Here is a 21,209-nt window from a genome sequence, read left to right as displayed (position 1 = left end):
AAGCGGAAGTTTCGCTGCGCCCGAATGCGGGTAAAATTTCGGCGTGAAGTCTCACCGCATACGGGGCCCTCGGGCGGGCAGCGCGCGGTCATCAACGGGCCGCTGGGTCGGCCTGGGCGCTTCGGCACTGGTCACCGCGACCGGCCTGCTCTGCACCCCCCTCGCGACACCGGTCGCGTCCGCCGACAACTGCCCCGACGCCGAGGTCATCTTCGCGCGCGGCACCAACGAGCCGCCCGGCCTCGGCCGGGTGGGCGACGCCTTCGTCGACTCGCTGCGCCAACAGACCGGCGGCATGAGCATCGACACCTACGGGGTGAACTACGCCGCCAGCAAGCTGCAGCTGCACGGCGGTGACGGCGCCAACGACACGATCAATCGTGTCAAGCAGACGGTGCAGAAGTGCCCGAACACCAAGATCGTGCTGGGCGGCTACTCGCAGGGCGCGTCCGTGATGGACATCGTGGCCGGCGTTCCCATCGGCGGCATCGACTGGGGCAGTTCGCTGCCGCCGGAGTACGCCAACAACATCGCGGCGGTGGTCACCTTCGGCGACGTGGCCGACCGGGCCGGCGGCTCGCTGCCGACCGCGAGCGCGATGCTGGGATCCAAGGCGATCGATCTGTGCAACCCCAACGACCCGATCTGCCACGCGGGTCCGGGCAACGAGTGGAGCGGGCACACCGAGGGCTACGTCCCCGTGTACACCACCCAGGCGGCGGCTTTCGTTGCGTCCAAGCTGCTGGCCGGGACCGGCCAGCAGGTGCCCGGGTATGGGCCCCCGCAAATGTACGTCCCACAGCTGCCGCAGGCGCCCGGGGCACCGGGGTCCGGCCCGTCGATACACGGACCGGCGCCTTCGCCGAGCTCGCCGTCCCCCCAACCCGGTCTGGTCTGACCGCCGCGTCGTCGCGGGCAGGATCTAGCCCCGCGAGCGCAGACCCCGGGTGATCAGGGTCCGCGCGGCCAGCTGATCGTCGGGCGGGTAATCGACACCGGTCAGCGTCAACCCGCGCGCCGGGGCGGCGGCGAAATCGCTGGATCGGCTTGTGGCGGTGAGCAATTCGCGGCACCAGGACGCCGGGCGGCGGCGTTCGCCGACGGCCAGCAGCGCCCCGATCAGCGACCGCACCATCGACCAGCAGAACGCGTCGGCGGTGACGTGCGCGGTGATCAAGTCGTCGTCCCGCGACCAGTCCAACCGCTGCAGGTCGCGGATGGTGGTGGCGCCAGCCCGACGACGGCAGAACGCCGCAAAGTCATGCAGTCCCAGCAGATCTCGCGATGCGGCGCGCATCGCGTCCAGGTCCAGTGCGCGCGGCCAGGCAGTGACGTAGCGCGCCCGCTGCGGCTCCACACCGTAGGGCGCCGTCGACAGCCGGTAGACGTAATGGCGGCGCAGCGCCGAGAACCGCGCGTCGAAACCCGCTGGGGCGCGGGCGATGCCGAGCACCCGGACATCGGCGGGCAGGAACCGACCGAGGCGGCGCACCAGCGGCAGGAACTCCGCTTGGCCGGCGCGCGGCGACCGCGGATAGGCGTTCGGCAACGCGTCGACCGGCACGTCGAGGTGAGCCACCTGCCCGCTGGCATGCACGCCTGCGTCGGTGCGCCCGGCCGCGCGCAGCCGCACCGGCGTGCGGAAAACCGTCGTCAGCGCCTCGTCGAGGACGCCGGCGACGGTACGCTGCCCGGCTTGATCCGCCCAGCCCGCGAATTCCGTTCCGTCGTAGGCGATGTCGAGCCGCAGACGGACGGCCTCGTCAACTGTCGGTGGCCTCATCTGGCTCGTCGGCCGGGGCCTCCTCGGCCTCCTCAGCGGCCGCCTTGGCCTCTTCGGGCTCGGCTTCGGGCTCGTCGGCTTCGGCCGTAACCTCCGCTGCCGTGGGTCCGGCCGCCTCTTCGGGCTCGACGGCCGCCTGCGGCGCCGCAGCCGCCTTCGACGCCTTCACCCGCCGCGCCCGGTCGGCCTCGGACGTCACCGTCTTCTCCCGTACCAGCTCGATCACGGCCATCGGAGCGTTGTCGCCCTTGCGCGCCTCGACCTTGATGATGCGGGTGTAGCCGCCGTTTCGGTCGGCGAAAAACGGCCCGATCTCGGCGAACAAGGCGTGCACCACGTCCTTGTCGCGGATCTTCTTGAGCACCTCTCGCCGGTTGTGCAGCGTGCCCTTTTTGGCATGCGTGATCAGCTTTTCCGCGTAGGGCCGCAGCGCACGGGCCTTGGGTTCGGTCGTCTTGATCCGGCCGTGCTCGAACAGCGACGTGGCCAGGTTGGCCAGCAGGGCCTTCTGGTGCGAAGACGACCCGCCGAGGCGAGGGCCCTTGGTGGGCTTGGGCATTGCTGACGCTCCTGTCTAGATTCTGCTGAGTCCCATTGTCTGGCTCCTCAGCGGGCCTAACGCCCGCCTCGTCACCGGACGGCCGTTAGAGCTGTTCGGTTTCGGCGTAGTCCTGGTCGTCGTAGGCGCCCTCGGTGGACCAGGTGCCGGTGGCGACGTCGTAGCCCGCGACCTCCGACGGGTCGAAGGTGGGCGGGCTGTCCTTGAGCGACAGGCCCAGCTGGTGCAGCTTGACCTTCACCTCGTCGATGGACTTCTGGCCGAAGTTGCGGATGTCGAGCAGGTCGGACTCGGTGCGGCTCACCAACTCGCCGACGGTGTGCACACCCTCGCGCTTGAGGCAGTTGTAGGACCGCACGGTCAGGTCCAGGTCGTCGATCGGCAGCGCGAAAGACGCGATGTGGTCGGCCTCGGCCGGCGACGGCCCGATCTCGATGCCCTCGGCCTCGACGTTGAGTTCGCGTGCCAGGCCGAACAATTCGACCAGCGTCTTGCCCGCCGACGCCAGCGAGTCGCGGGGGGTGATCGAACTCTTGGTCTCCACGTCCAGGATCAGCTTGTCGAAGTCGGTACGCTGCTCGACACGGGTGGCGTCCACCTTGTAGGTCACCTTGAGCACCGGGGAGTAGATGGAATCGACTGGGATGCGGCCGATTTCGGCACCCGAGGCCCGGTTCTGCACCGCCGGCACATAGCCGCGGCCACGCTCGACGACCAGCTCGACCTCGAGCTTGCCCTTGTCGTTCAGCGTCGCGATGTGCATGCCGGGGTTGTGCACGGTCACACCGGCGGGCGGCACGATGTCACCCGCGGTGACCTCGCCCGGGCCCTGCTTGCGCAGGTACATGGTGACCGGCTCGTCCTCCTCCGAGGACACGACCAGGCCCTTGAGGTTCAGGATGATGTCGGTGACGTCTTCCTTGACCCCGGGCACGGTGGTGAACTCGTGCAGCACACCATCGATGCGAATGCTGGTGACGGCGGCGCCGGGAATCGACGACAGCAGCGTGCGACGCAGCGAATTGCCCAGCGTGTAGCCGAATCCCGGCTCAAGCGGTTCGATGACGAACTGGGACCGGTTGTCGGTGAGGACTTCCTCGGCCAGTGTGGGTCGCTGAGAGATCAGCATGGTGTTTCTTCTTCTCCTTCTCGGCACCCGCTATTTGATGCCGTTTGGTTCTCGCGTCGACCCGCTTCGCCCGGCTTCGCCGCGCTTGCGATCGCCGCAAGGTTTCCCGCCGGTGCGGATGCAGCGGCGGAAGTCTGCGCCTTTACTTCGAGTAGTACTCGACGATCAGCTGCTCGGCGAGCGGCACGTCGATCTGCACGCGCTCCGGCAACTGGTGGATCAGGATGCGTTGGCGCTCCCCCACGACCTGCAACCAGCTCGGAATCGGGCGGTCCCCCGCCGTCTCCCGCGCGATCTGGAACGGGACCGTGTTGAGCGAGGAGTCCCGCACGTCGACGATGTCGTACTGCGATACCCGGTAGCTGGGGACGTTGACGTGCACGCCGTTGACGGTGAAGTGCCCGTGGCTGACCAGCTGCCGGGCCATCCGGCGGGTCCGCGCCAGCCCGGCGCGGTAGACGACGTTGTCCAGCCGGCTCTCCAGGATTCGAAGCAGCTCCTCACCCGTCTTGCCGGGCTGACGCACGGCCTCTTCGTAGTAGCGGCGGAACTGCTTTTCCATCACGCCGTAGGTGAAGCGGGCCTTCTGCTTCTCCTGCAGCTGCAGCAGGTACTCGCTCTCCTTGATCCGCGCGCGGCCGTGCTGGCCGGGCGGGTAGGGACGCTTCTCGAAGGCCTGGTCGCCGCCGACGAGGTCGGTGCGCAGCCGGCGCGATTTGCGGGTAATGGGTCCGGTGTAACGAGCCATGAATTCTCCTCCTAGACCCTTCTGCGCTTGGGCGGACGGCAACCGTTGTGTGGCTGCGGAGTGACATCGGAGATCGCACCGACCTCCAGGCCCGCGGCCTGCAACGACCGGATCGCGGTCTCCCGGCCCGAGCCCGGGCCCTTCACGAACACGTCGACCTTCTTCACGCCGTGCTCCTGCGCTTTGCGCGCGGCGTTCTCGGCGGCCAGCTGAGCGGCGAACGGGGTGGATTTCCGCGAGCCCTTGAAGCCGACGTGGCCCGACGACGCCCAGGCGATGACGTTGCCCTGCGGGTCGGTGATCGTCACGATCGTGTTGTTGAACGTGCTCTTGATGTGCGCGGCACCGTGCGGGACGTTCTTCTTTTCCCGACGGCGGGTCTTCTGTCCCTTCTTGGCGGAGCCTGCCTGCCCCTTTTTCGCTGGTGGCATCTGTACTACCTGGCCTTCTTCTTGCCTGCGATGGTGCGCTTGGGGCCCTTGCGGGTCCGCGCGTTGGTCTTGGTCCGCTGGCCGCGCACCGGCAGGCCGCGGCGGTGCCGCAGCCCCTGGTAGCAGCCGATCTCGATCTTGCGACGAATGTCGGCCTGCACCTCGCGGCGCAGGTCACCCTCCACCTTTAGGTTGGCTTCGATGTAGTCACGCAGGTGGGTCAGCTGGTCGTCGGTGAGATCCCGGGTGCGCAGGTCGCGGTCGATGCCGGTGGCCGCCAGGATTTCGTTGGAGCGGGTACGGCCGACGCCGTAGATGTAGGTCAGGGCGATCTCCATCCGCTTATCGCGCGGCAGATCGACGCCGACTAGTCGAGCCATGGGTGGCGTTTCCTCTTTTCTAGGCGGAGGTCTGGTCCCAGCCCGTTCCCGCCCCAATGTTTGAGGCGGGGCCCGGCCTCCGTCCGGGCGTGGATGAGCTGGCCCATCTCAATAGATGCCAGCCGCTCACTGGTGCTGGGAGGTCTGCATTCAGTTGTGTAAGCAGAAACCCTGACTGATTGTCCGTCTCTCCCCCGGAGGGGGGACCCCCACCTCAGGCCAGTGGGAATCGTCGCCGGACGGACTAGCCTTGTCTCTGCTTGTGGCGCGGATCTGAGCAGATCACCATGACCCGCCCATGCCGACGGATCACCCTGCACTTGTCACAGATGGGCTTGACGCTCGGGTTCACCTTCACGGCCGTTTCGATCCTGTTCTGTCTGCTCGTCGGTGGTTTGATTCGGGCTTTTACTTGTACCGGTACACGATGCGGCCCCGGGACAGGTCGTAGGGAGACAACTCCACCACCACCCGGTCCTCGGGCAGGATGCGGATGTAGTGCTGCCGCATCTTGCCGCTGATGTGGGCGAGCACCTTGTGGCCGTTCTCCAGCTCAATGCGGAACATCGCATTGGGCAGGGGCTCGACCACACGGCCCTCGACCTCTATGGCACCGTCTTTCTTGGCCATACTCCCCAAAAATCCTCGTCGTTTGTTTCGTTCCCGTCCGCGCCCGTTCGGCGCGACGCTTACCCGGACTTCAAACGTGAGCCGGTGACGGGAAATTCCTAGAATTTCCGAGGGACTGGGCACGCAAAAAGCCGGCGCGGATGCCGCACCGTTACTCCACGATACCCGGTCATTCGCCCTGACCAAAATCGTTCCGCGAGAGCTCAGGGCGCGGAATAGCGGCAGCACACCGCAGGTTGGGAACACCATGACCGACGCGCATGCCAGCTCTGCAGCGAGCAAGCCCGATCTCGGCCGGTTCGGATCGTTCGGGCGCGGCGTATCGCCCCGGCAAGCCAAAGAAATCGAGTCTCTGGGCTACGGGGCCGTCTGGGTGGGTGGATCCCCGCCCGCCGAGCTGGCTTGGGTGGAGCCCATCCTCGAGGCGACGACCACGTTGCAGGTGGCCACCGGCATCGTCAACATCTGGACCGCAGCCGCCAAGCCGGTGGCCGATTCGTTCCACCGGATCGACAAGGCCCACCCCGGCCGCTTCCTGTTGGGCATCGGCGTCGGCCATCCGGAGGCGCACAGCGAGTACCGCAAGCCCTATGAGGCGCTGGCGGAGTACCTGGACAAGCTCGACGAGTACGGCGTGCCCGCCAACCGGCGCGTGGTGGCGGCCCTGGGTCCCCGGGTGCTGAAGCTGTCGGCCCAACGCAGCGCCGGCGCGCACCCCTACCTGACCACGCCCGAACACACCGCGCGGGCCCGTGAACTGATCGGCCCGTCGGCGTTCCTGGCGCCCGAACACAAGGTGGTCTTGACCACCGACACCGAGAAAGCTCGCGCGGTGGGTCGCAAGGCGCTCGACATTTACTTCAATCTCGCCAACTACCGCAACAACTGGAAACGGCTGGGCTTTTCCGACGAGGAAATCACCCGGCCCGGCAGCGACCGCCTGGTCGACGCCCTGGTGGCTTACGGCACGCCGGACCAGATCGCGGCGCGGCTGAAGCAGCACCTCGACGCCGGCGCCGACCACGTGGCCGTGCAGGTCCTCACCAAAGATGAAAACCTGGTCTCGGCGCTGGCCGAACTGGCCGAGCCGCTCGGCCTGACTCAGCCTTAACGCAGAGGGGGACCCGGATGACCGAGGCAGTTGCACTGAAACCCGACCTGGGCCGGTTCGGCGTCTGGCTGCCCACCCGGTCGATCACGCCCGAACTGGCCACCAAGATCGAATCGCTCGGCTACGGCGCGGCGTGGGTCGGCGGGTCGCCGGACGCGGAACTGGACTGGGTCGAACCCGCCCTCGCAGCGACCACCTCGTTGCAACTGGCGACCGGGATCGTCAATATCTGGTCGGCGCCGGCACCGGCGGTCGCCGAGTCGTTCGCGCGCATCGAAAGCGCCTATCCGGGAAGGTTTTTGCTCGGCATCGGGGTGGGCCACCGCGAGCACACGCAGGAGTATGCGAAGCCCTACGAGGCGCTGGTCGGTTACCTCGACGAGCTCGACGCCGCGATGGTGCCGACCAGCCGTCGGGTGCTTGCCGCCCTCGGACCGCGGGTGTTGCGGCTGGCAGCGGAACGCAGCGCCGGGGCCCACCCGTATCTGACCACTCCCGAACACACGGCCAAGGCGCGCGAACTCGTCGGGAAGACGGTGTTTTTGGCGCCGGAACACAAGGTGATACTCACCACCGACACGGCGAAAGCCCGCGCGGCGGGCCGCGCCGCCCTCGACCTCTACCTGGGGCTGAGCAACTACGTGAACAACTGGCTGCGGCTGGGGTTCGCCGAAGGCGACGTGCGCAAGCCCGGCAGCGACAGGCTGATCGACGCGCTGGTGGCCTACGGCACGCCGGAGGCCATCGCGCGCCGCCTCAACGAGCACGTGAAGGCCGGCGCCGACCACGTGGCGATTCAGGTGCTGGGCGGCTGGAACGAGGACACGCTGCTGCCCGCGCTGAGCGAATTGGCCGGGCCATTGGGGCTAACTCCCCCGAGCTGAGTATCCCGCTCGGTTAGGGTTTGACCATGCGATTGCTGGTCACCGGGGGAGCCGGCTTCATCGGCGCCAATTTTGTGCACAGTACGGTGCGTGAGCATCCCGAGGACGCGGTGACGGTGCTCGACGCCCTGACCTACGCGGGCCGGCGCGAGTCGCTGGCCGACGTCGAGGATGCCATCAGGCTGGTGGTGGGCGACATCACCGACGCCGAGCTGGTTTCCCGGCTGGTCGCCGAATCCGACGCGGTGGTGCATTTCGCCGCCGAGAGTCACGTGGACAATGCGCTCGATGACCCGGAGCCGTTCCTGCGGACCAACGTGGTCGGAACGTTCACCATCCTGGAAGCGGTGCGACGCCACGGTGTGCGGCTGCACCACATCTCGACCGACGAGGTCTACGGCGACCTGGAGCTCGACGACCCGAAGCGGTTCACCGAGTCGACGCCCTACAACCCGTCGAGCCCGTACTCGGCGACCAAGGCCGGCGCCGACATGCTGGTCCGCGCCTGGGTGCGCTCGTACGGGGTGCGCGCGACGATCTCCAATTGCTCCAACAACTACGGGCCGTATCAGCACATCGAGAAATTCATCCCGCGCCAGATCACCAACGTGCTCACCGGCCGGCGACCCAAGTTGTACGGCAGCGGCGCCAACGTGCGCGACTGGATCCACGTCGACGACCACAACAGCGCGGTGCGGCGGATCCTCGACAAGGGCGAGATCGGCCGAACCTACCTGATCAGCTCGGAGGGCGAGCGCGACAACCTGACCGTGCTGCGCACGCTGCTGCAGATGATGGGTCGCGACCCGGACGACTTCGACCACGTCACCGACAGGGTGGGCCACGACCTGCGGTACGCCATCGACCCGTCGTCGCTGTACGACGAATTATGCTGGGCGCCAAAGCATACCGACTTCGAGGAGGGGCTGCGTGCCACCATCGACTGGTACCGCGACAACGAGTCGTGGTGGCGCCCGTTGAAGGACGCCGCGGAAGCCCGCTACGAAGAACGCGGTCAGTGAATGAAGGTTCGCGAACTCGGCATTCCCGGCGCCTGGGAGATCACCCCCACCATCCACGGCGACTCCCGCGGCCTATTTTTCGAATGGCTCACCGACCGCGGGTTCACCGCATTCGCCGGTCACCGCCTGGACGTCCGGCAAGCCAACTGTTCGGTGTCCGCGGCGGGCGTGCTGCGCGGCCTGCACTTCGCCCAGCTGCCGCCGAGCCAGGCCAAGTACGTGACCTGCGTGCGCGGCGCGGTGTTCGACGTTGTCGTCGACATCCGTTTGGGCTCACCGACTTTCGGCCGATGGGACTCGGTTCTGCTCGACGACTCCGACCGCAAGACGATCTACCTCTCCGAGGGCCTCGGGCACGGATTCCTTGCACTGCAAGACAATTCGACGGTGATGTACCTGTGCTCGGCGGAGTACAACCCGCAGCGCGAGCACACCATCTGCGCGACGGACCCGGCGCTGGCAATCGACTGGCCGCTGGTTGACGGCGCCCCTCCCAGCCTGTCCGACCGCGACGCCGCGGCCCCGGGTTTCGACGAAGTGCGCGCGTCCGGTCTCCTGCCCACCTGGGAGGAGACGCAGAGGTTCGTGGACGGCATGCGCGGCACCCACCAAAGGAAAAACCGGTGAGGCGGGCGCGAGGCGCGTAGGCAGGAGGAAACGCCCATGAGGGCTGTCACGAAGATGGCCGCCGGCGGCCTGGTGGGCCTGGCGGTGTTCTGCTCGGGCGTCGCGCACGCCGACGCCAGGCAGGAGAAGGAGGCGTGCCAGCTGATGGACGATCCGGCGGGGCGCGACCAGGGCTACGCGCCGGCCGAATACGCCTTCATGCAGCTGCGCGCCACGATGTCGGCCGAGGACGCGCGAAACATCATGTCTCAGGCGGCTCAAGACTACTGCCCCAACCACATCACCGACTTGCCGACGAGCTGGCGGTAACCAGGGTTTCCGGGTGACGGCTAGCCCGCCCCCGGTATGTACGGGGGAAATCCCTCCGTCGACCACCCCACCGGCTGATTGCGCCATTCTTCTGGCACGTCCGGCAGCGTGAAGTCGTTCTGGTAGGCCGAGCAGCCAACGGTGCGGCCGATATCCAGTGCCACGTCGGCCAATTTGCTCAGGTCGATCCCCGTGCCCATCGGCATGATTTCGACGACGCACCTACCCACTACAGCTCTCACATGTCCCAGGTAATTCAGCACGAAGACGTATTCCCCAGCCCGCTGGCCGGTGACCTCGTAGGCCTCGGGGTTTGGGCTCTGCAAATCTAGACCGGACGGGCACTCTTCCCGCATCATGGTGCGGATCTCGTTGGCTCGCCGCTCGCCGTCAGCCACCTGGTAAATCGCCACCGTGACCGAGCGGGTGTATCCCGTTTCCCGGTCCCCCCAGCTGCACCACAATGAGTTGTCCCAGAACTTTTCGGCAGCTTCTGAGCTGGGTCTGACGTTGCTCGGCAGCATGTCGCTGATCTGGAAGTAGGGCTCCAGCTTCTCGGCGATGAGATCGCGACGCCCGGTATAACTCCGCGGCGGCTCCGTCATGAGTCACCTCCTTTGGTCAACCGGCTCATGCACTCGTCTGGGGAAAGGCCGTGATGATCTTCCCGTCGTTTGCCGAAATCACGACCCGAGTGGTGAATGCGTACCGGCCGTCCGGTAGCGAGATCCTGCGATATACGGCGAACGTGTCGTTGTCTTGGTTGTACTCCACCCGCTCGGGGTACGCCAGCGTAGCGCCGATCGCGTAATCGGCGAGGTAGCGCCAATTGCCTGCGCTCGGCCATCGTGAGTTCGCGATCCGATCCCACTGATCTTCGTGTTCCTTTTCGATGTGCAGCAGCCCGTACTTGTCGTTGCCGCAATACAGCACCGAGTCACCGGCGGGCAACGACCGGAATCGCGCGCTGATCGACGCATGGTAGAACGTCCTGACGACCTTGTCCGGGTCCTGGCCGCGGGCCCGGCACGCGCCCCACACCTTCGGTTGGTAGGGAGGAAAAGGCACCGGGGCCGGAGGCGGCTCCTGTGGTTTGGGGCCATATCCGAGAGCTTGGTAGGACGGACCCAGGGACCCGAGTGTCGCCGCCCCGCCCCGGGATCCCTCGGCGGTTTCGGTGACCACCCGGTTGATGTCTTGTGCCTTGGCAGCAAGGAATTTGGCGAACGTGACGGCACCCGCGGGGGTGTCGAGCGCCAGCGCCCGCTGATTCGCCACGGCGCTCTCGATGTCGGCCCCGATCGCGTCGAGCTGCCACCGCCCTCGCAGCACGCTTCCATAAGCGGCCCGCAGCGTGGGCACGACCATCCTGTCAGCCGCGCCAGGCACCCGGACGCTCTCAGCCAACACCGTTTCGCGGGCCCGCGCCGCACCGGCGCCGAGACCGGTCTCTTCGGACACGGCGAAACGGTAATCAGGCCGTAAACGTGGGACAAGTCACCCGACTTGCCAGCACCAGAAGCGGTTACTAGGGTATGCAAGTATTCGCGCATAACCGATTTTCGAGGGCACCCATGACCGCACAGATCCCGCACTTCATCGACGGGAAGCGCACCGCCGGCCAGTCCACCCGCACCGCCGACGTCTTCAACCCCAGCACGGGCGAGGTGCAGGCGAAAGTGCCGATGGCCGGCAAGGCCGACGTCGACGCGGCGGTGGCCTCGGCCGTCGAGGCCCAAAAGGGTTGGGCCGCGTGGAATCCGCAGCGCCGCGCCCGCGTGCTGATGCGATTCATCGAGCTGGTCAACAAGAACAGCGACGAGCTGGCCGAGCTGCTGTCGCGCGAGCACGGCAAGACGGTGCCCGACGCGCGCGGCGACATCCAGCGCGGCATCGAGGTGATCGAGTTCTGCATCGGGATTCCCCACCTGCTCAAGGGCGAGTACAGCGAGGGCGCCGGCCCCGGCATCGACGTCTACTCCCTAAGGCAGCCGCTGGGCGTGGTCGCGGGCATCACCCCGTTCAACTTCCCCGCGATGATCCCGCTGTGGAAGGCCGGGCCCGCCCTCGCGTGCGGAAATGCGTTCGTGCTCAAGCCAAGTGAGCGTGACCCGTCTGTTCCGGTGCGGTTCGCGGAGCTGTTTCTGGAAGCCGGCCTGCCGCCGGGCGTGTTCCAGGTCGTGCACGGTGACAAGGAGGCCGTCGACGCGATCCTGCACCACCCCGACATCAAGGCGGTCGGCTTCGTCGGCAGCTCCGACATCGCCCAGTACATCTACGCGACGGCCGCGGCGACCGGCAAGCGGTCGCAGTGCTTCGGCGGCGCCAAGAACCACATGATCGTGATGCCCGACGCCGACCTCGACCAGGCCGTCGACGCGCTGATCGGCGCCGGGTACGGCAGCGCCGGCGAGCGCTGCATGGCGATCAGCGTCGCGGTACCCGTCGGTGAGCAGACTGCGGACCGGTTGCGCGCCAGGCTGATTGAGCGGATCAACAACCTGCGCGTGGGGCACAGCCTGGACCCCAAGGCCGACTACGGCCCGCTGGTCACCGAGGCCGCGGTGGCCCGGGTGCGCAATTACATCGACCAGGGTGTGGCAGCCGGTGCCGAGATCGTGATCGACGGCCGCGACCGTCGCAGCGACGACCTGACGTTCGGTGACGCCAACCTCGAAAGCGGCTTCTTCATCGGGCCGACCCTGTTCGACCACGTCACCCCCGACATGTCGATCTACACCGACGAGATCTTCGGCCCCGTGCTGTGCATGGTGCGGGCGCATGATTACGAAGAGGCGTTGCGGCTGCCCTCGGAGCACGAATACGGCAATGGCGTGGCGATCTTCACCCGCGACGGAGACACCGCCCGCGATTTCGTCTCCCGGGTGCAGGTGGGCATGGTCGGTGTCAACGTGCCGATCCCCGTCCCGGTGGCCTACCACACCTTCGGCGGCTGGAAGCGCTCCGGCTTCGGCGATCTCAACCAGCACGGCCCCGCGTCCATCCAGTTCTACACCAAGGTCAAGACCGTCACGTCGCGGTGGCCATCCGGCATCAAGGACGGCGCCGAATTCGTCATCCCCACAATGAATTAGACCCTTATGTTTACTCTCAACGACGACGAGCGGGTCATCATCGAAACGGCCGCCGCGTTCGCCGCCAAACGCCTCGCCCCGCACGCCCTGGAATGGGATGCCACCAAGCACTTTCCGGTAGACGTGTTGCGCGAGGCCGCCAAACTCGGCATGGCGGCGATCTACTGCCGCGACGACGTCGGCGGCAGCGGGCTGCGCCGGCTCGACGGGGTCCGCATCTTCGAGCAGTTGGCCGCCGCCGACCCGACGACCGCCGCGTTCCTGTCCATCCACAACATGTGCGCGTGGATGATCGACACCTTCGGCACCGCCGACCAACGCAAGGAATGGATTCCGCGGCTGGCTCCGATGGACGTCATCGCCAGCTACTGCCTCACCGAGCCCGGCGCCGGATCCGACGCCAGCGCGCTGAGCACCCGAGCCGTCAAACAGGGTGGCGACTACGTGCTCGACGGCGTCAAGCAGTTCATCTCCGGTGCGGACGCCTCGGACGTGTATGTGGTGATGGCACGCACGGGAGAGGCGGGCCCGCGGGGCATCTCGGCCTTCGTCGTCGAAAAGGGCACTGAGGGACTGAGTTTTGGCGCACCCGAGGAGAAGATGGGCTGGCACGCGCAACCGACCGCGCAGGTGATCCTGGAGGGGGTGCGGGTCCCCGCCGACGCGATGCTGGGCGGGGCGGATGGCGAGGGCGCCGGCTTCGGCATCGCGATGAACGGCCTCAACGGCGGCCGGCTCAACATCGCGGCGTGCTCACTCGGCGGCGCGCAGGCCGCCTTCGACAAGGCGGGGGCCTACGTGCGGGAGCGGCGGGCGTTCGGGTCTGCCCTGCTCGACGAGCCGACCGTCCGGTTCACCCTGGCCGACATGGCCACCGGGCTGGAAACCTCGCGAATGATGTTGTGGCGGGCCGCGAATGCGTTGGACGCCGACGATCCCGACAAGGTCGAGCTGTGCGCGATGGCCAAGCGCTACGTCACCGATACCTGCTTCGAGGTCGCCGACAGGGCCCTGCAATTGCATGGCGGCTATGGCTACCTGCGCGAGTATGGTCTGGAAAAGATCGTCCGTGATTTGAGGGTGCATCGAATCCTGGAGGGGACCAACGAAATCATGCGGGTGGTCATCGGCCGGGCCGAGGCCGCGCGGGTGCGTGCCAGCGCGTAGGAGGGTCAGTTGACGGCTATCGCGTTCCTGGGGCTCGGCAACATGGGCGGGCCGATGTCGGCGAACCTTGTCACCGCCGGCCATACCGTGCGCGGGTTCGACCCGGTGGCCGCGGCCGCGGCCGCCGCGACCACGGGCGGCGTCACGGTGTTCGACACCGCCGCCGACGCGGTGGCCGACGCCGACGTGGTCATCACCATGCTGCCCAACGGCGGCATCGTCAAACGCTGCTACGCCGACGTGCTGCCCGCCGCGAAAGCCGGCGCGCTGTTCATCGACAGCTCCACGATTTCGGTTGACGACGCCCGCGAGGTGCACTCGCTGGCGCAGTCGCACGGGGTGTCGCAGCTGGACGCGCCGGTCTCCGGCGGGGTGAAGGGTGCCGTGGCCGGGACGCTGGCGTTCATGGTGGGCGGTGACTCGGAAAGCCTGCGTCGCGCGCATCCGATTTTGGAACCCATGGCGGGCAAGATCATTCACTGCGGCGCGGCCGGCGCCGGGCAGGCCGCCAAGGTGTGCAACAACATGGTGCTGGCGGTGCAACAGATCGCGATCGGCGAGGCGTTCGTGCTGGCCGAAAAGCTCGGACTGTCGGCGCAATCCCTGTTCGACGTCATCACCGGCGCCACCGGCAATTGCTGGGCGGTGCACACCAATTGCCCGGTGCCGGGCCCGGTTCCGACGTCACCGGCCAACAACGGCTTCAAGCCGGGCTTCACCACCGCACTGATGAACAAGGACCTTGGCCTGGCGATGGACGCGGTGGCATCCACCGGTTCGTCGGCGCCGCTAGGCACGCACGCCGCCGAGATCTACGCCAAGTTCGCCGCCGACCATGGCGCCTTAGACTTCAGCGCCGTCATCGAAATGCTGCGCGGCAACTGAGCCAGACGCTGGCGAGCCGCCGCGGGTCAGAAGTCGCCCGCGTTGCGCCGCAACGTATCGATGGACGACGCCAAGGCCTGCGATTCGGTGTCGGACATTCCGATGTCGGCGAACACCCGCTCGTTGAGCGTGACGGTGGCGTCCTCGACCGTGGAACGGCCGAGCTCGGTGATCCGCACCAGCGTCGTGCGCCCATCGGTGGGGTGCGGCACGCGCTGAACCAGTCCGTCGGCCTCCAGCCGGCGGATCGCGTGGGTCACGCTGGTGACGTGCACCTGCAGCCGATCGGAGGCCTTCGTGATCGGCAGCGCCCCGGTCCGGCTGAACGCCAGCAGCCGCAGCAATTCGAAGCGGGAGAAACTCAAATCGTACGGACGCAGCGCGGCCTCGACACGGGCCAGCAGGATTTGGTGCGCACGCATCACCGAGGTGACCGCGACCATGCCCTGCGCCACGTCGCCCCACCCGGCGCGCTCCCAATTGGCCCGTGCCGCAGCGATCGGGTCACGTTTTTCAGTTCGTGAGGCGGCCACGCCCCTTCTTACCGCACTTGGACCCGACGCGTGGCCTTTCCAAGCGCAGACAGCACCGCCAGCGTCGACGCGCGGTTGCCCACGGTGATCCGCGCACCGCCGTCCGCGTAGTGCCGCACATGGAGTCCACTGTCGGTCAAAATTTCATGCCATGGCCGACCCTGCCCACCCCTCGAAGGCAGGTACATGAAATTCGCATGTGCGGCAGTCGTGTATATCCCCATTGCGCTCAGGCGCGTACGGAGATAGCGGCGTTCGGTGGTGATCAGCCGGACCCGTTGCAGCAGTTCGTCTTCCGCACTGTAGGAAGCCGCGACCGCAAGCAAGCTGGTGATCGCGATGCCGAATGGCAGCTGCTGGGACCACAGCGCCCGGGCCAGGCCCTGCGACGCCACCCCGTAACCGATCCGCAGCCCCGCCAAGCCGTACGCCTTGGAGAAGGTCCGCACGACCACCACATTGGGAAAACGCGCAACCAAGGCCGATACGTCGATCCGGTGCTCAGGCCCGGTGAACTCGATATACGCCTCGTCGAGCAGCACGACGGTGCCGCGCGGCACCCGGCGCAGGAACCGAAAAAGGGCCGCCGCGGGTTCCAGTGTGCCGGTGGGGTTGTGCGGCCGGCACACCACTACCACGCGGGCATCCGCGGCGGCGTCGGCAAGTCCGTCGAGGTCGTTGTGCCCGCGCTCGTCCAGGGGAACGGCTACCGAATTCAGCCGCGCCATCTGCGCGACGATCGGATAACCGTCGAAGGTCGGCGATGCCATCGCTATCGTGTCGCCCGGAGCGGTCAATGCCTGCAGGGCTTGCAGCACGACACCCGTCGCGCCGGCACCCAGTACCACCCGGTCGGCGGGCACGCCGATATGGTCGGCGATCAAGCCGCGCAGCCGCTCCGGCAAGAATTCCGGATACCGGTTGGCCGCATAAACGGAGCGGATCAACGCCGACCGTACCGCCGGCAGCGGTGGAAACGGATTCTCGTTGAGCGACAACGCAAGCGGATCGATCGCGTTGGGCAGCGCGTCACAGATCTCGCCGGCGACCGGGCTCGGCATGGATTGCATCAGCGTCGCCCGCCCCACCGCACCGCCGCGGCGCCGGCGAAGTCGCCGGCGTGTGCAAAGGCCGCCATCATGATCACGTCGCCGGCCTGGACCTGACCGTCGGATATCGCACGGTCCAGGTTGATCGGGATCCCGGCGCCGAACAGGTTGCCGCACTCGTCAAAGGTGTCCCGGTGGCGTTCGGGCGGCACCTCGAGCGCTTCGCGCCAGTTGCGCAGGAACACCCGGTTGGGCTGGTTGGTGACCAGCAGATCGATATCCTTGGATGCCAGTCCGATTCGGTCGCAGACCGCGAGTGCGACTTCCGGAACCTGCCGGTTGCCACGGGCAAGCACCTTGGTGATCTTGGTTTCGGTGAAACCGATGCAACCCTCCCCGGGCCCGGGCTGCCACCACTTGCGGGGTGGATCGATGGATAGCGTCATGTCGCCGGCGTATTCGCCGTAGGTGCGGCATTCGATACCCAGGATCGGCGACCGGTCGGACACTGTGACCAAACCGACCGCGGCCCCATCACCGGGAATCGCCGCCTGCGCCTTGCGCCGAACTCCCGGCTGGTCGAAGACTTGCCCCGCGGCGTTCTGCGCGATCGCGATCAACGCGGTGCGCCCCTCGCCCGACACCAGCAGCTTACGGGCGACGTTGAGCCCCAGCACAAATGCGGCGCATCCGCCGTTGTGCAGATCCAGCACCCAGGACGGGCGCATCCCCAAGCGGTGTGCGACGGCGCCGCCCCCACCGTAGAAAGGCATGTCCGGCATCTGCGTGTGGGTGATCAGCACGTCGGCGCTGTCGATGACATCGCGCCCATGCCGTTCGATCAATCCCTGCGCGGCACGCTCGACCATGTCGATCGCGGTCTCGTCGGGCCCGACATGGTGGCGGAAGCGGGGCGCGCGGAACATGATGTTGTCTCGCAGCTCGTCGGATCCGGCGAATTGCGCGTAGTAGTCGGCGCCGATCGGCTCGCCCGGTAGGTAGGTGGAAACGTCGGTCAGGCTGACTTGGCTCACGATGACCTCAGCTCATCCAGGCCGGCGTGATGGGCAGACCATGGCGGTGGCGGTATTCGGCGATTGCCTTGAGGTTGTTCAGCTCCACCCCGTGGCCGGGACCGAAGATGTCCCAGAAGTCGCCGACCCACCCGGTGCGCTCCGCCGGGGCCGTCTCGGGGTACGGATTGTGGTCGTAGAAGGGGTGACGGCAATTCGTCCACAGCACAACGGAACCCGGCTTGTTGAACACCACCTGCGCGTCGAGGACCCGCATCAGATAGATCATCCACAGGTGCGTGCCCTGGTCCCACGCGCAGTGGTAGTCGACCGTACGCGCCTTGGCGTTGGCCACCGTGCGGGTGTAGATCTTGGTATCGGGAAGCAGCCGGTCATACGCGAGCCAGAGGCCGGGCTCGTCGGTGGGCGTGAAGCCACGCAGGGTATAGGTCCATTCCTCGAGGCTTCGGGTGTCGGCCAGATACGCGAACAACTCGTCGGGTAGGCAGTCGACGTACTCGTTGACCGTGCAGTACTGACCGAAGATCTCGTCGTGCGGATACACCGACCGCATCTTCGCCATGAACATCGGGGCGGTCTCTTCCAGTGGCGCGGTCTCGATCCGCACCACGCCGGGAATATCGTCAAGCGTTGGCAGCGACATCAGCGTGGTTCTCCTCTACGGTTGGGATCTCGTGGTCAACAGCACGCTTGGCCGGTGGAGCGCTCAGAAATGGTGCGAACGGCGGGATTTCGTCGGCCGCGCATTCGACACTCAGCACCGATGGGCCGTCGAGATCGAGCGACGTGCGCAGCGCCCCGGCCAAACCGTCGACGTCGATGACGTCGACGGATTTGAGTCCGGGAAACATCGCGGCCAGGCCGGCCCCAAGCCGGCTGGGGGCGAAGCGGTTATAGCTGTACCGGTCGTCGTAGTACAACTGCTCGCGTGTCACGCACATGGCGTGGGCATTGTTGTTGAACAACACGAACGTCACGGGGAGCCGGTAGTGGACCGCGGTGTGAACTTCCATACCGTGCATGAAGAACGCGCCGTCCCCCGCGATCACTACGACGCGCCGGGTTGGCGCCTGACCCTTGGTGCGCCCGAACGCCATTCCGATGCCGGCGCCGAAGCTGTAACCCATGCCCCCCATGCCGAGGGCGACCAAGAACCGGCCCCTGCGCCGAACGGGCAGATAGTGGATCGCCGCCGCGCCGGTGTTGCCGGCGTCGACGATGACGTCCACGCCGTCGGGTAACAACCGGTCGAGCGTGCTCATGGCGTCGCGGTAGCGTATGCCCGGCCCGTCGAATGCCGGTGGCGTGAGCTGGGTGCGCAACACCGCATCGGGCACCCGAACGCCGGTCGGACGCCGCCGCCCGGTCAGTGCGCTGGTCAGCGCCCGCAGCGACGCCCGAAGGTCGTCGGTGTGCACGTGCGTGCAGGCAAGATACGGTGGCGCGGACCCGAGCGAGATCGTGCGCACCGTCGCCAGGGCATCGTCGAGGCCGGCTCGCGCGGTCACCGACAACCTGGTACCGACCACCAGACACAGGGCGCTGCCGGCCACCGCGTCCACCACACTGGGATGACCCATGACACCGGTGACCCCCAGCGCCGACGATGATCCCAAACCCGGTGTGCCGGCCACGTCCTTGGCATCGGGCACACAAGCCACCCGCGCACGCAGCACCGCGCGTAGCGACGCCAGTTCGGCGCGGGCATCATCGCGAGCCACCTGCTCACCGGCGATGATCGTGACCGGCCCGACGGACCGTTGCAGCGCACGGGCGATCGGATGCGGATCGCCGAGGGCTCGCGGCGGCTCGATACCGCCCACACCGATGGAGCCGTTGGCGGTCATCTCGGACTGTTGAACGTCCTTGGGCAGCAACAGCACCGCCGGGCCACCCGATTGGGCCGCGGCCAGCGCGGCGGACAACGCCGAGACGATGTCGCCGGGAGCCAGCACCCGCCGGCAGAACACCGACACCTGAGAAAACAGCTCCTCGGCATTCAGTGAGCCGTTGCAACCGCTGGTGTCCTGAAAGCTGCCGCGGCCGTCCATCGTGGTCGCCGGCTGGCCGACCAACGCCAACACCGGCACCCGGCTGGTAAGCGATTCCCCCAGCCCCGGAACGAGGTTGAGGGCGCCACCGCCCGACGTCGCCGCGACCACACCCAAGCCAGTACCGCCGCGGCTGTACCCATCGGCCATCGTGGCAGCCGAGAACTCGTGCTTGGCCAGTACGGCGGTGATGTCTGACCGGAAATACGCGGCGTCGTAAAGGTCTTCGATGTTGGCACCGTCGACGCCGAATATGTAGTCCACTCCGACGGCCGCGAGCTGGCCGACGATGTGGTCCACCACCCGGTTTTTCCTGGGCATTTGTTCACCTAAACCTGATCGCCCGTGGGTTCTCCACTTCGGGCCGCAACTGGGCCAACTCGTCGTGACATCAGGTACACGTCCGGCGAGCGATTTGAGTTCATCGCATCCGGACGCTGTCCGAAAGACGGTCACAAGACCCGAAGCGACCGCGACACCACATGAACCGCACGCGGTCCTGGACCGTGTTGGGGGGAGGACATCGGACAGGAGGGCGCGATTCCTTTGGTTGGTCTTGGTAATCGTCTGCCTCTCGACGGCTCGGCCCGAGGCGTCGTCGTGATCGGCGCGGGGCCGTCCGGTCTCGCCGTCGCGCGAGAGCTCGAGCACCGCCACGGGATCGTGCCTGTCGTCCTTGAGAGAGCCGCGGCGCCCGCGGTCGCCTGGCGCAGGCGCTATGACGATTTCCGACTCAACACGAGCGGTTTCCTGTCGCACCTTCCGGGACAACGGATCCCATTGCGTGCCGGCCGTTGGCCCACCAAGGAAGACATGGTTCGCTACTTCGACAGCTATGTCCGGGCCCAGGACATCACGCTCCGGCTTGGGTGTGAGGTCAACCGCGTCGATCGGGCAGCGGACGGCTGGCGACTCGACACGTCGTCGGGCACGATCCGGGCGCAGGCCGTCGTCCTGGCTACGGGCAGGTACCGCACACCCATCGTCCCCGCCTGGCCCGGGATAGATCGATTCGCCGGCGAGCTCGTCCACTCCGGCGACTTCAGCAACGCCTGGCCCTTCCGGAGCCGGGACGTCCTCGTGGTCGGCGCGGGCAACTCGGCCGCCGATATCGCGGTCCAGCTCGCCGACGACGGCGCGCGCAGGATCTGGCTGGCGGTGCGCACACCGCCACACTTGGTGCGGCGCGCGATGGGCCCGTTCCCTTCGGACATCTTTCTGGAGCTGTTTGCGCGCATCCCCGCGCGGGCGATCGATCCACTCATCGCGTGCCTCAACCGCCTGCTGTGGGGCGACCTTTCCGTCTATGGTTTCCACCGGCCGCCCCTTGGACTGAAGGCGACGGTGGAACGGCGAGGCCGCATCCCCACCCTGGCCGACGAGCTCGTCGACGCCGTAAGGGCGGGCCGCGTGGAAGTGGTCGCGGCGGTGGATGCGTTCGAATCCGACCGCGTGATCCTCGCCGATGGCACATCCGTTACGCCGGATGTGGTCATCGCCGCCACCGGCTTCAGCACCGATCTTGCCGGTTTGGTCGGGCATCTCGGCGTCCTCGACCGGGAGGGCAACCCACGCGGCGGGTTCGCGTCGCACCTCGGCGACGGGATGTTCGCGATCGGATACGGCATTCCGCCCAATGGCCCACTGCGAGCGATCCGTCGCAACGCCTCGCCGTTGGCCCGTGAGGTCGCGGCCTATCTGGCGACGGGGTCCTCCCGCGAGCACTTTGCGCCCCGTTGTGACCGTGCGGCGGCAAGCTCCCGTTAACCAGGTCAGCCGGTC

25 protein-coding genes are annotated in these 21,209 nt (G+C 67.2%); 10 read left to right on the top strand and 15 right to left on the bottom strand.

Features of this window, described 5'->3' with window-relative positions; translation table 11 throughout:
- Positions 1–43 precede the first annotated feature (43 nt).
- Positions 44–898, top strand: a complete 855-nt coding sequence (locus K3U93_RS04705) for a cutinase family protein (protein ID WP_420915374.1) — start codon at positions 44–46, stop codon at positions 896–898.
- Positions 899–922: 24 nt separating this feature from the next.
- Here the strand turns inward: K3U93_RS04705 and truA are convergent, their stop codons facing one another.
- From truA to infA, 8 genes are all read right to left on the bottom strand, one after another.
- Positions 923–1,819 (bottom strand): tRNA pseudouridine(38-40) synthase TruA, encoded by an 897-nt coding sequence (truA, locus tag K3U93_RS04700; RefSeq protein WP_420915401.1) that lies wholly within the window; start codon positions 1,817–1,819, stop codon positions 923–925.
- Positions 1,764–2,342: a 50S ribosomal protein L17 gene (rplQ, locus tag K3U93_RS04695; RefSeq protein WP_083009429.1), complete on the bottom strand. Its 579-nt coding sequence runs from the start codon at positions 2,340–2,342 to the stop codon at positions 1,764–1,766. The genes truA and rplQ overlap by 56 nt, the downstream gene beginning before the upstream one ends.
- 85 nt (positions 2,343–2,427) lie before the next feature.
- Complete coding sequence (locus K3U93_RS04690) at positions 2,428–3,471, bottom strand: DNA-directed RNA polymerase subunit alpha (RefSeq protein WP_071511701.1); 1,044 nt, start codon at positions 3,469–3,471, stop codon at positions 2,428–2,430.
- 142 nt (positions 3,472–3,613) lie between these two features.
- Positions 3,614–4,219 carry a 30S ribosomal protein S4 gene (gene rpsD / locus K3U93_RS04685; RefSeq protein WP_071511700.1) on the bottom strand — a complete coding sequence of 202 codons (606 nt, stop codon included), beginning with the start codon at positions 4,217–4,219 and terminating at the stop codon, positions 3,614–3,616.
- 11 nt (positions 4,220–4,230) lie between these two features.
- Positions 4,231–4,650 (bottom strand): 30S ribosomal protein S11, encoded by a 420-nt coding sequence (rpsK, locus tag K3U93_RS04680; RefSeq protein WP_071511699.1) that lies wholly within the window; start codon positions 4,648–4,650, stop codon positions 4,231–4,233.
- Between the two features lie 5 nt (positions 4,651–4,655).
- Positions 4,656–5,030 carry a 30S ribosomal protein S13 gene (gene rpsM / locus K3U93_RS04675; protein ID WP_003873446.1) on the bottom strand — a complete coding sequence of 125 codons (375 nt, stop codon included), beginning with the start codon at positions 5,028–5,030 and terminating at the stop codon, positions 4,656–4,658.
- A 244-nt stretch (positions 5,031–5,274) separates the two neighbouring features.
- The gene (rpmJ, locus tag K3U93_RS04670) at positions 5,275–5,388 is read right to left on the bottom strand and encodes a 50S ribosomal protein L36 (protein WP_003879483.1); all 114 of its coding nucleotides are present in this window, start codon (positions 5,386–5,388) and stop codon (positions 5,275–5,277) included.
- A 50-nt stretch (positions 5,389–5,438) separates the two neighbouring features.
- Complete coding sequence (gene infA, locus K3U93_RS04665) at positions 5,439–5,660, bottom strand: translation initiation factor IF-1 (RefSeq protein ID WP_003418601.1); 222 nt, start codon at positions 5,658–5,660, stop codon at positions 5,439–5,441.
- A 247-nt stretch (positions 5,661–5,907) separates the two neighbouring features.
- On the opposite strand from infA, the gene K3U93_RS04660 reads away from it, so the two are divergent.
- The 5 genes from K3U93_RS04660 to K3U93_RS04640 are packed head-to-tail and all read left to right on the top strand — an operon-like array spanning position 5,908 to position 9,613.
- On the top strand, positions 5,908–6,771 hold the full coding sequence (locus K3U93_RS04660; protein ID WP_083009426.1) for an LLM class F420-dependent oxidoreductase: 864 nt from the start codon (positions 5,908–5,910) through the stop codon (positions 6,769–6,771).
- 17 nt (positions 6,772–6,788) lie between these two features.
- Positions 6,789–7,655: an LLM class F420-dependent oxidoreductase gene (locus K3U93_RS04655; RefSeq protein WP_071511696.1), complete on the top strand. Its 867-nt coding sequence runs from the start codon at positions 6,789–6,791 to the stop codon at positions 7,653–7,655.
- A 26-nt stretch (positions 7,656–7,681) separates the two neighbouring features.
- A complete protein-coding gene (gene rfbB / locus K3U93_RS04650) occupies positions 7,682–8,677 on the top strand; it encodes a dTDP-glucose 4,6-dehydratase (RefSeq protein ID WP_083009423.1) in 996 nt (331 codons plus the stop codon).
- A complete protein-coding gene (gene rfbC, locus K3U93_RS04645) occupies positions 8,678–9,304 on the top strand; it encodes a dTDP-4-dehydrorhamnose 3,5-epimerase (RefSeq protein ID WP_071511694.1) in 627 nt (208 codons plus the stop codon). It begins immediately after the preceding gene.
- 36 nt (positions 9,305–9,340) lie between these two features.
- Positions 9,341–9,613, top strand: coding sequence for a hypothetical protein (locus K3U93_RS04640; RefSeq protein WP_083009420.1), 273 nt, complete (start codon positions 9,341–9,343; stop codon positions 9,611–9,613).
- Positions 9,614–9,633: 20 nt separating this feature from the next.
- Here K3U93_RS04640 and K3U93_RS04635 read toward each other — a convergent pair whose 3' ends face one another.
- Both K3U93_RS04635 and K3U93_RS04630 read right to left on the bottom strand, forming a co-directional pair.
- Positions 9,634–10,218, bottom strand: coding sequence for a DUF7956 family protein (locus tag K3U93_RS04635; RefSeq protein WP_083009417.1), 585 nt, complete (start codon positions 10,216–10,218; stop codon positions 9,634–9,636).
- Between the two features lie 25 nt (positions 10,219–10,243).
- Positions 10,244–11,074 carry a DUF4226 domain-containing protein gene (locus tag K3U93_RS04630; protein ID WP_083009414.1) on the bottom strand — a complete coding sequence of 277 codons (831 nt, stop codon included), beginning with the start codon at positions 11,072–11,074 and terminating at the stop codon, positions 10,244–10,246.
- A 113-nt stretch (positions 11,075–11,187) separates the two neighbouring features.
- Between K3U93_RS04630 and K3U93_RS04625 the strand changes: the two genes are divergently transcribed.
- The 3 genes from K3U93_RS04625 to mmsB are packed head-to-tail and all read left to right on the top strand — an operon-like array spanning position 11,188 to position 14,760.
- Positions 11,188–12,708, top strand: coding sequence for a CoA-acylating methylmalonate-semialdehyde dehydrogenase (locus K3U93_RS04625; RefSeq protein ID WP_071511691.1), 1,521 nt, complete (start codon positions 11,188–11,190; stop codon positions 12,706–12,708).
- A 6-nt stretch (positions 12,709–12,714) separates the two neighbouring features.
- On the top strand, positions 12,715–13,875 hold the full coding sequence (locus tag K3U93_RS04620) for an isobutyryl-CoA dehydrogenase (protein WP_083009411.1): 1,161 nt from the start codon (positions 12,715–12,717) through the stop codon (positions 13,873–13,875).
- Positions 13,876–13,884: 9 nt separating this feature from the next.
- Entirely contained in the window at positions 13,885–14,760 is an 876-nt protein-coding gene (gene mmsB / locus K3U93_RS04615) for a 3-hydroxyisobutyrate dehydrogenase (protein ID WP_083009408.1), read from the top strand.
- Between the two features lie 26 nt (positions 14,761–14,786).
- Here mmsB and K3U93_RS04610 read toward each other — a convergent pair whose 3' ends face one another.
- Genes K3U93_RS04610 through K3U93_RS04590 form a run of 5 tightly spaced genes read right to left on the bottom strand, consistent with a single transcriptional unit; the run spans position 14,787 to position 19,748 of the window.
- Positions 14,787–15,293, bottom strand: coding sequence for a MarR family winged helix-turn-helix transcriptional regulator (locus K3U93_RS04610; protein WP_071511688.1), 507 nt, complete (start codon positions 15,291–15,293; stop codon positions 14,787–14,789).
- Positions 15,294–15,301: 8 nt separating this feature from the next.
- Positions 15,302–16,363: a pyridoxal phosphate-dependent aminotransferase gene (locus K3U93_RS04605; protein WP_071511760.1), complete on the bottom strand. Its 1,062-nt coding sequence runs from the start codon at positions 16,361–16,363 to the stop codon at positions 15,302–15,304.
- Positions 16,363–17,376: a 3-oxoacyl-ACP synthase III family protein gene (locus K3U93_RS04600; RefSeq protein WP_071511687.1), complete on the bottom strand. Its 1,014-nt coding sequence runs from the start codon at positions 17,374–17,376 to the stop codon at positions 16,363–16,365. The genes K3U93_RS04605 and K3U93_RS04600 overlap by 1 nt, the downstream gene beginning before the upstream one ends.
- Before the next feature lie 7 nt (positions 17,377–17,383).
- Complete coding sequence (locus K3U93_RS04595) at positions 17,384–18,019, bottom strand: SRPBCC family protein (protein ID WP_071511686.1); 636 nt, start codon at positions 18,017–18,019, stop codon at positions 17,384–17,386.
- Positions 18,000–19,748, bottom strand: coding sequence for a thiamine pyrophosphate-binding protein (locus K3U93_RS04590; protein WP_071511685.1), 1,749 nt, complete (start codon positions 19,746–19,748; stop codon positions 18,000–18,002). Before K3U93_RS04590 ends, K3U93_RS04595 begins: the two co-directional genes overlap by 20 nt.
- A 279-nt stretch (positions 19,749–20,027) precedes the next feature.
- Here K3U93_RS04590 and K3U93_RS04585 point away from each other — a divergent pair, with 279 nt between their 5' ends.
- A complete protein-coding gene (locus K3U93_RS04585; protein WP_230981578.1) occupies positions 20,028–21,194 on the top strand; it encodes a flavin-containing monooxygenase in 1,167 nt (388 codons plus the stop codon).
- Positions 21,195–21,209 lie beyond the last annotated feature (15 nt).

Source organism: Mycobacterium malmoense, from assembly GCF_019645855.1.
GTDB classification, from domain to species: Bacteria; Actinomycetota; Actinomycetes; order Mycobacteriales; family Mycobacteriaceae; genus Mycobacterium; species Mycobacterium malmoense.
This window is presented reverse-complemented; position numbering and strand designations above follow the sequence as displayed.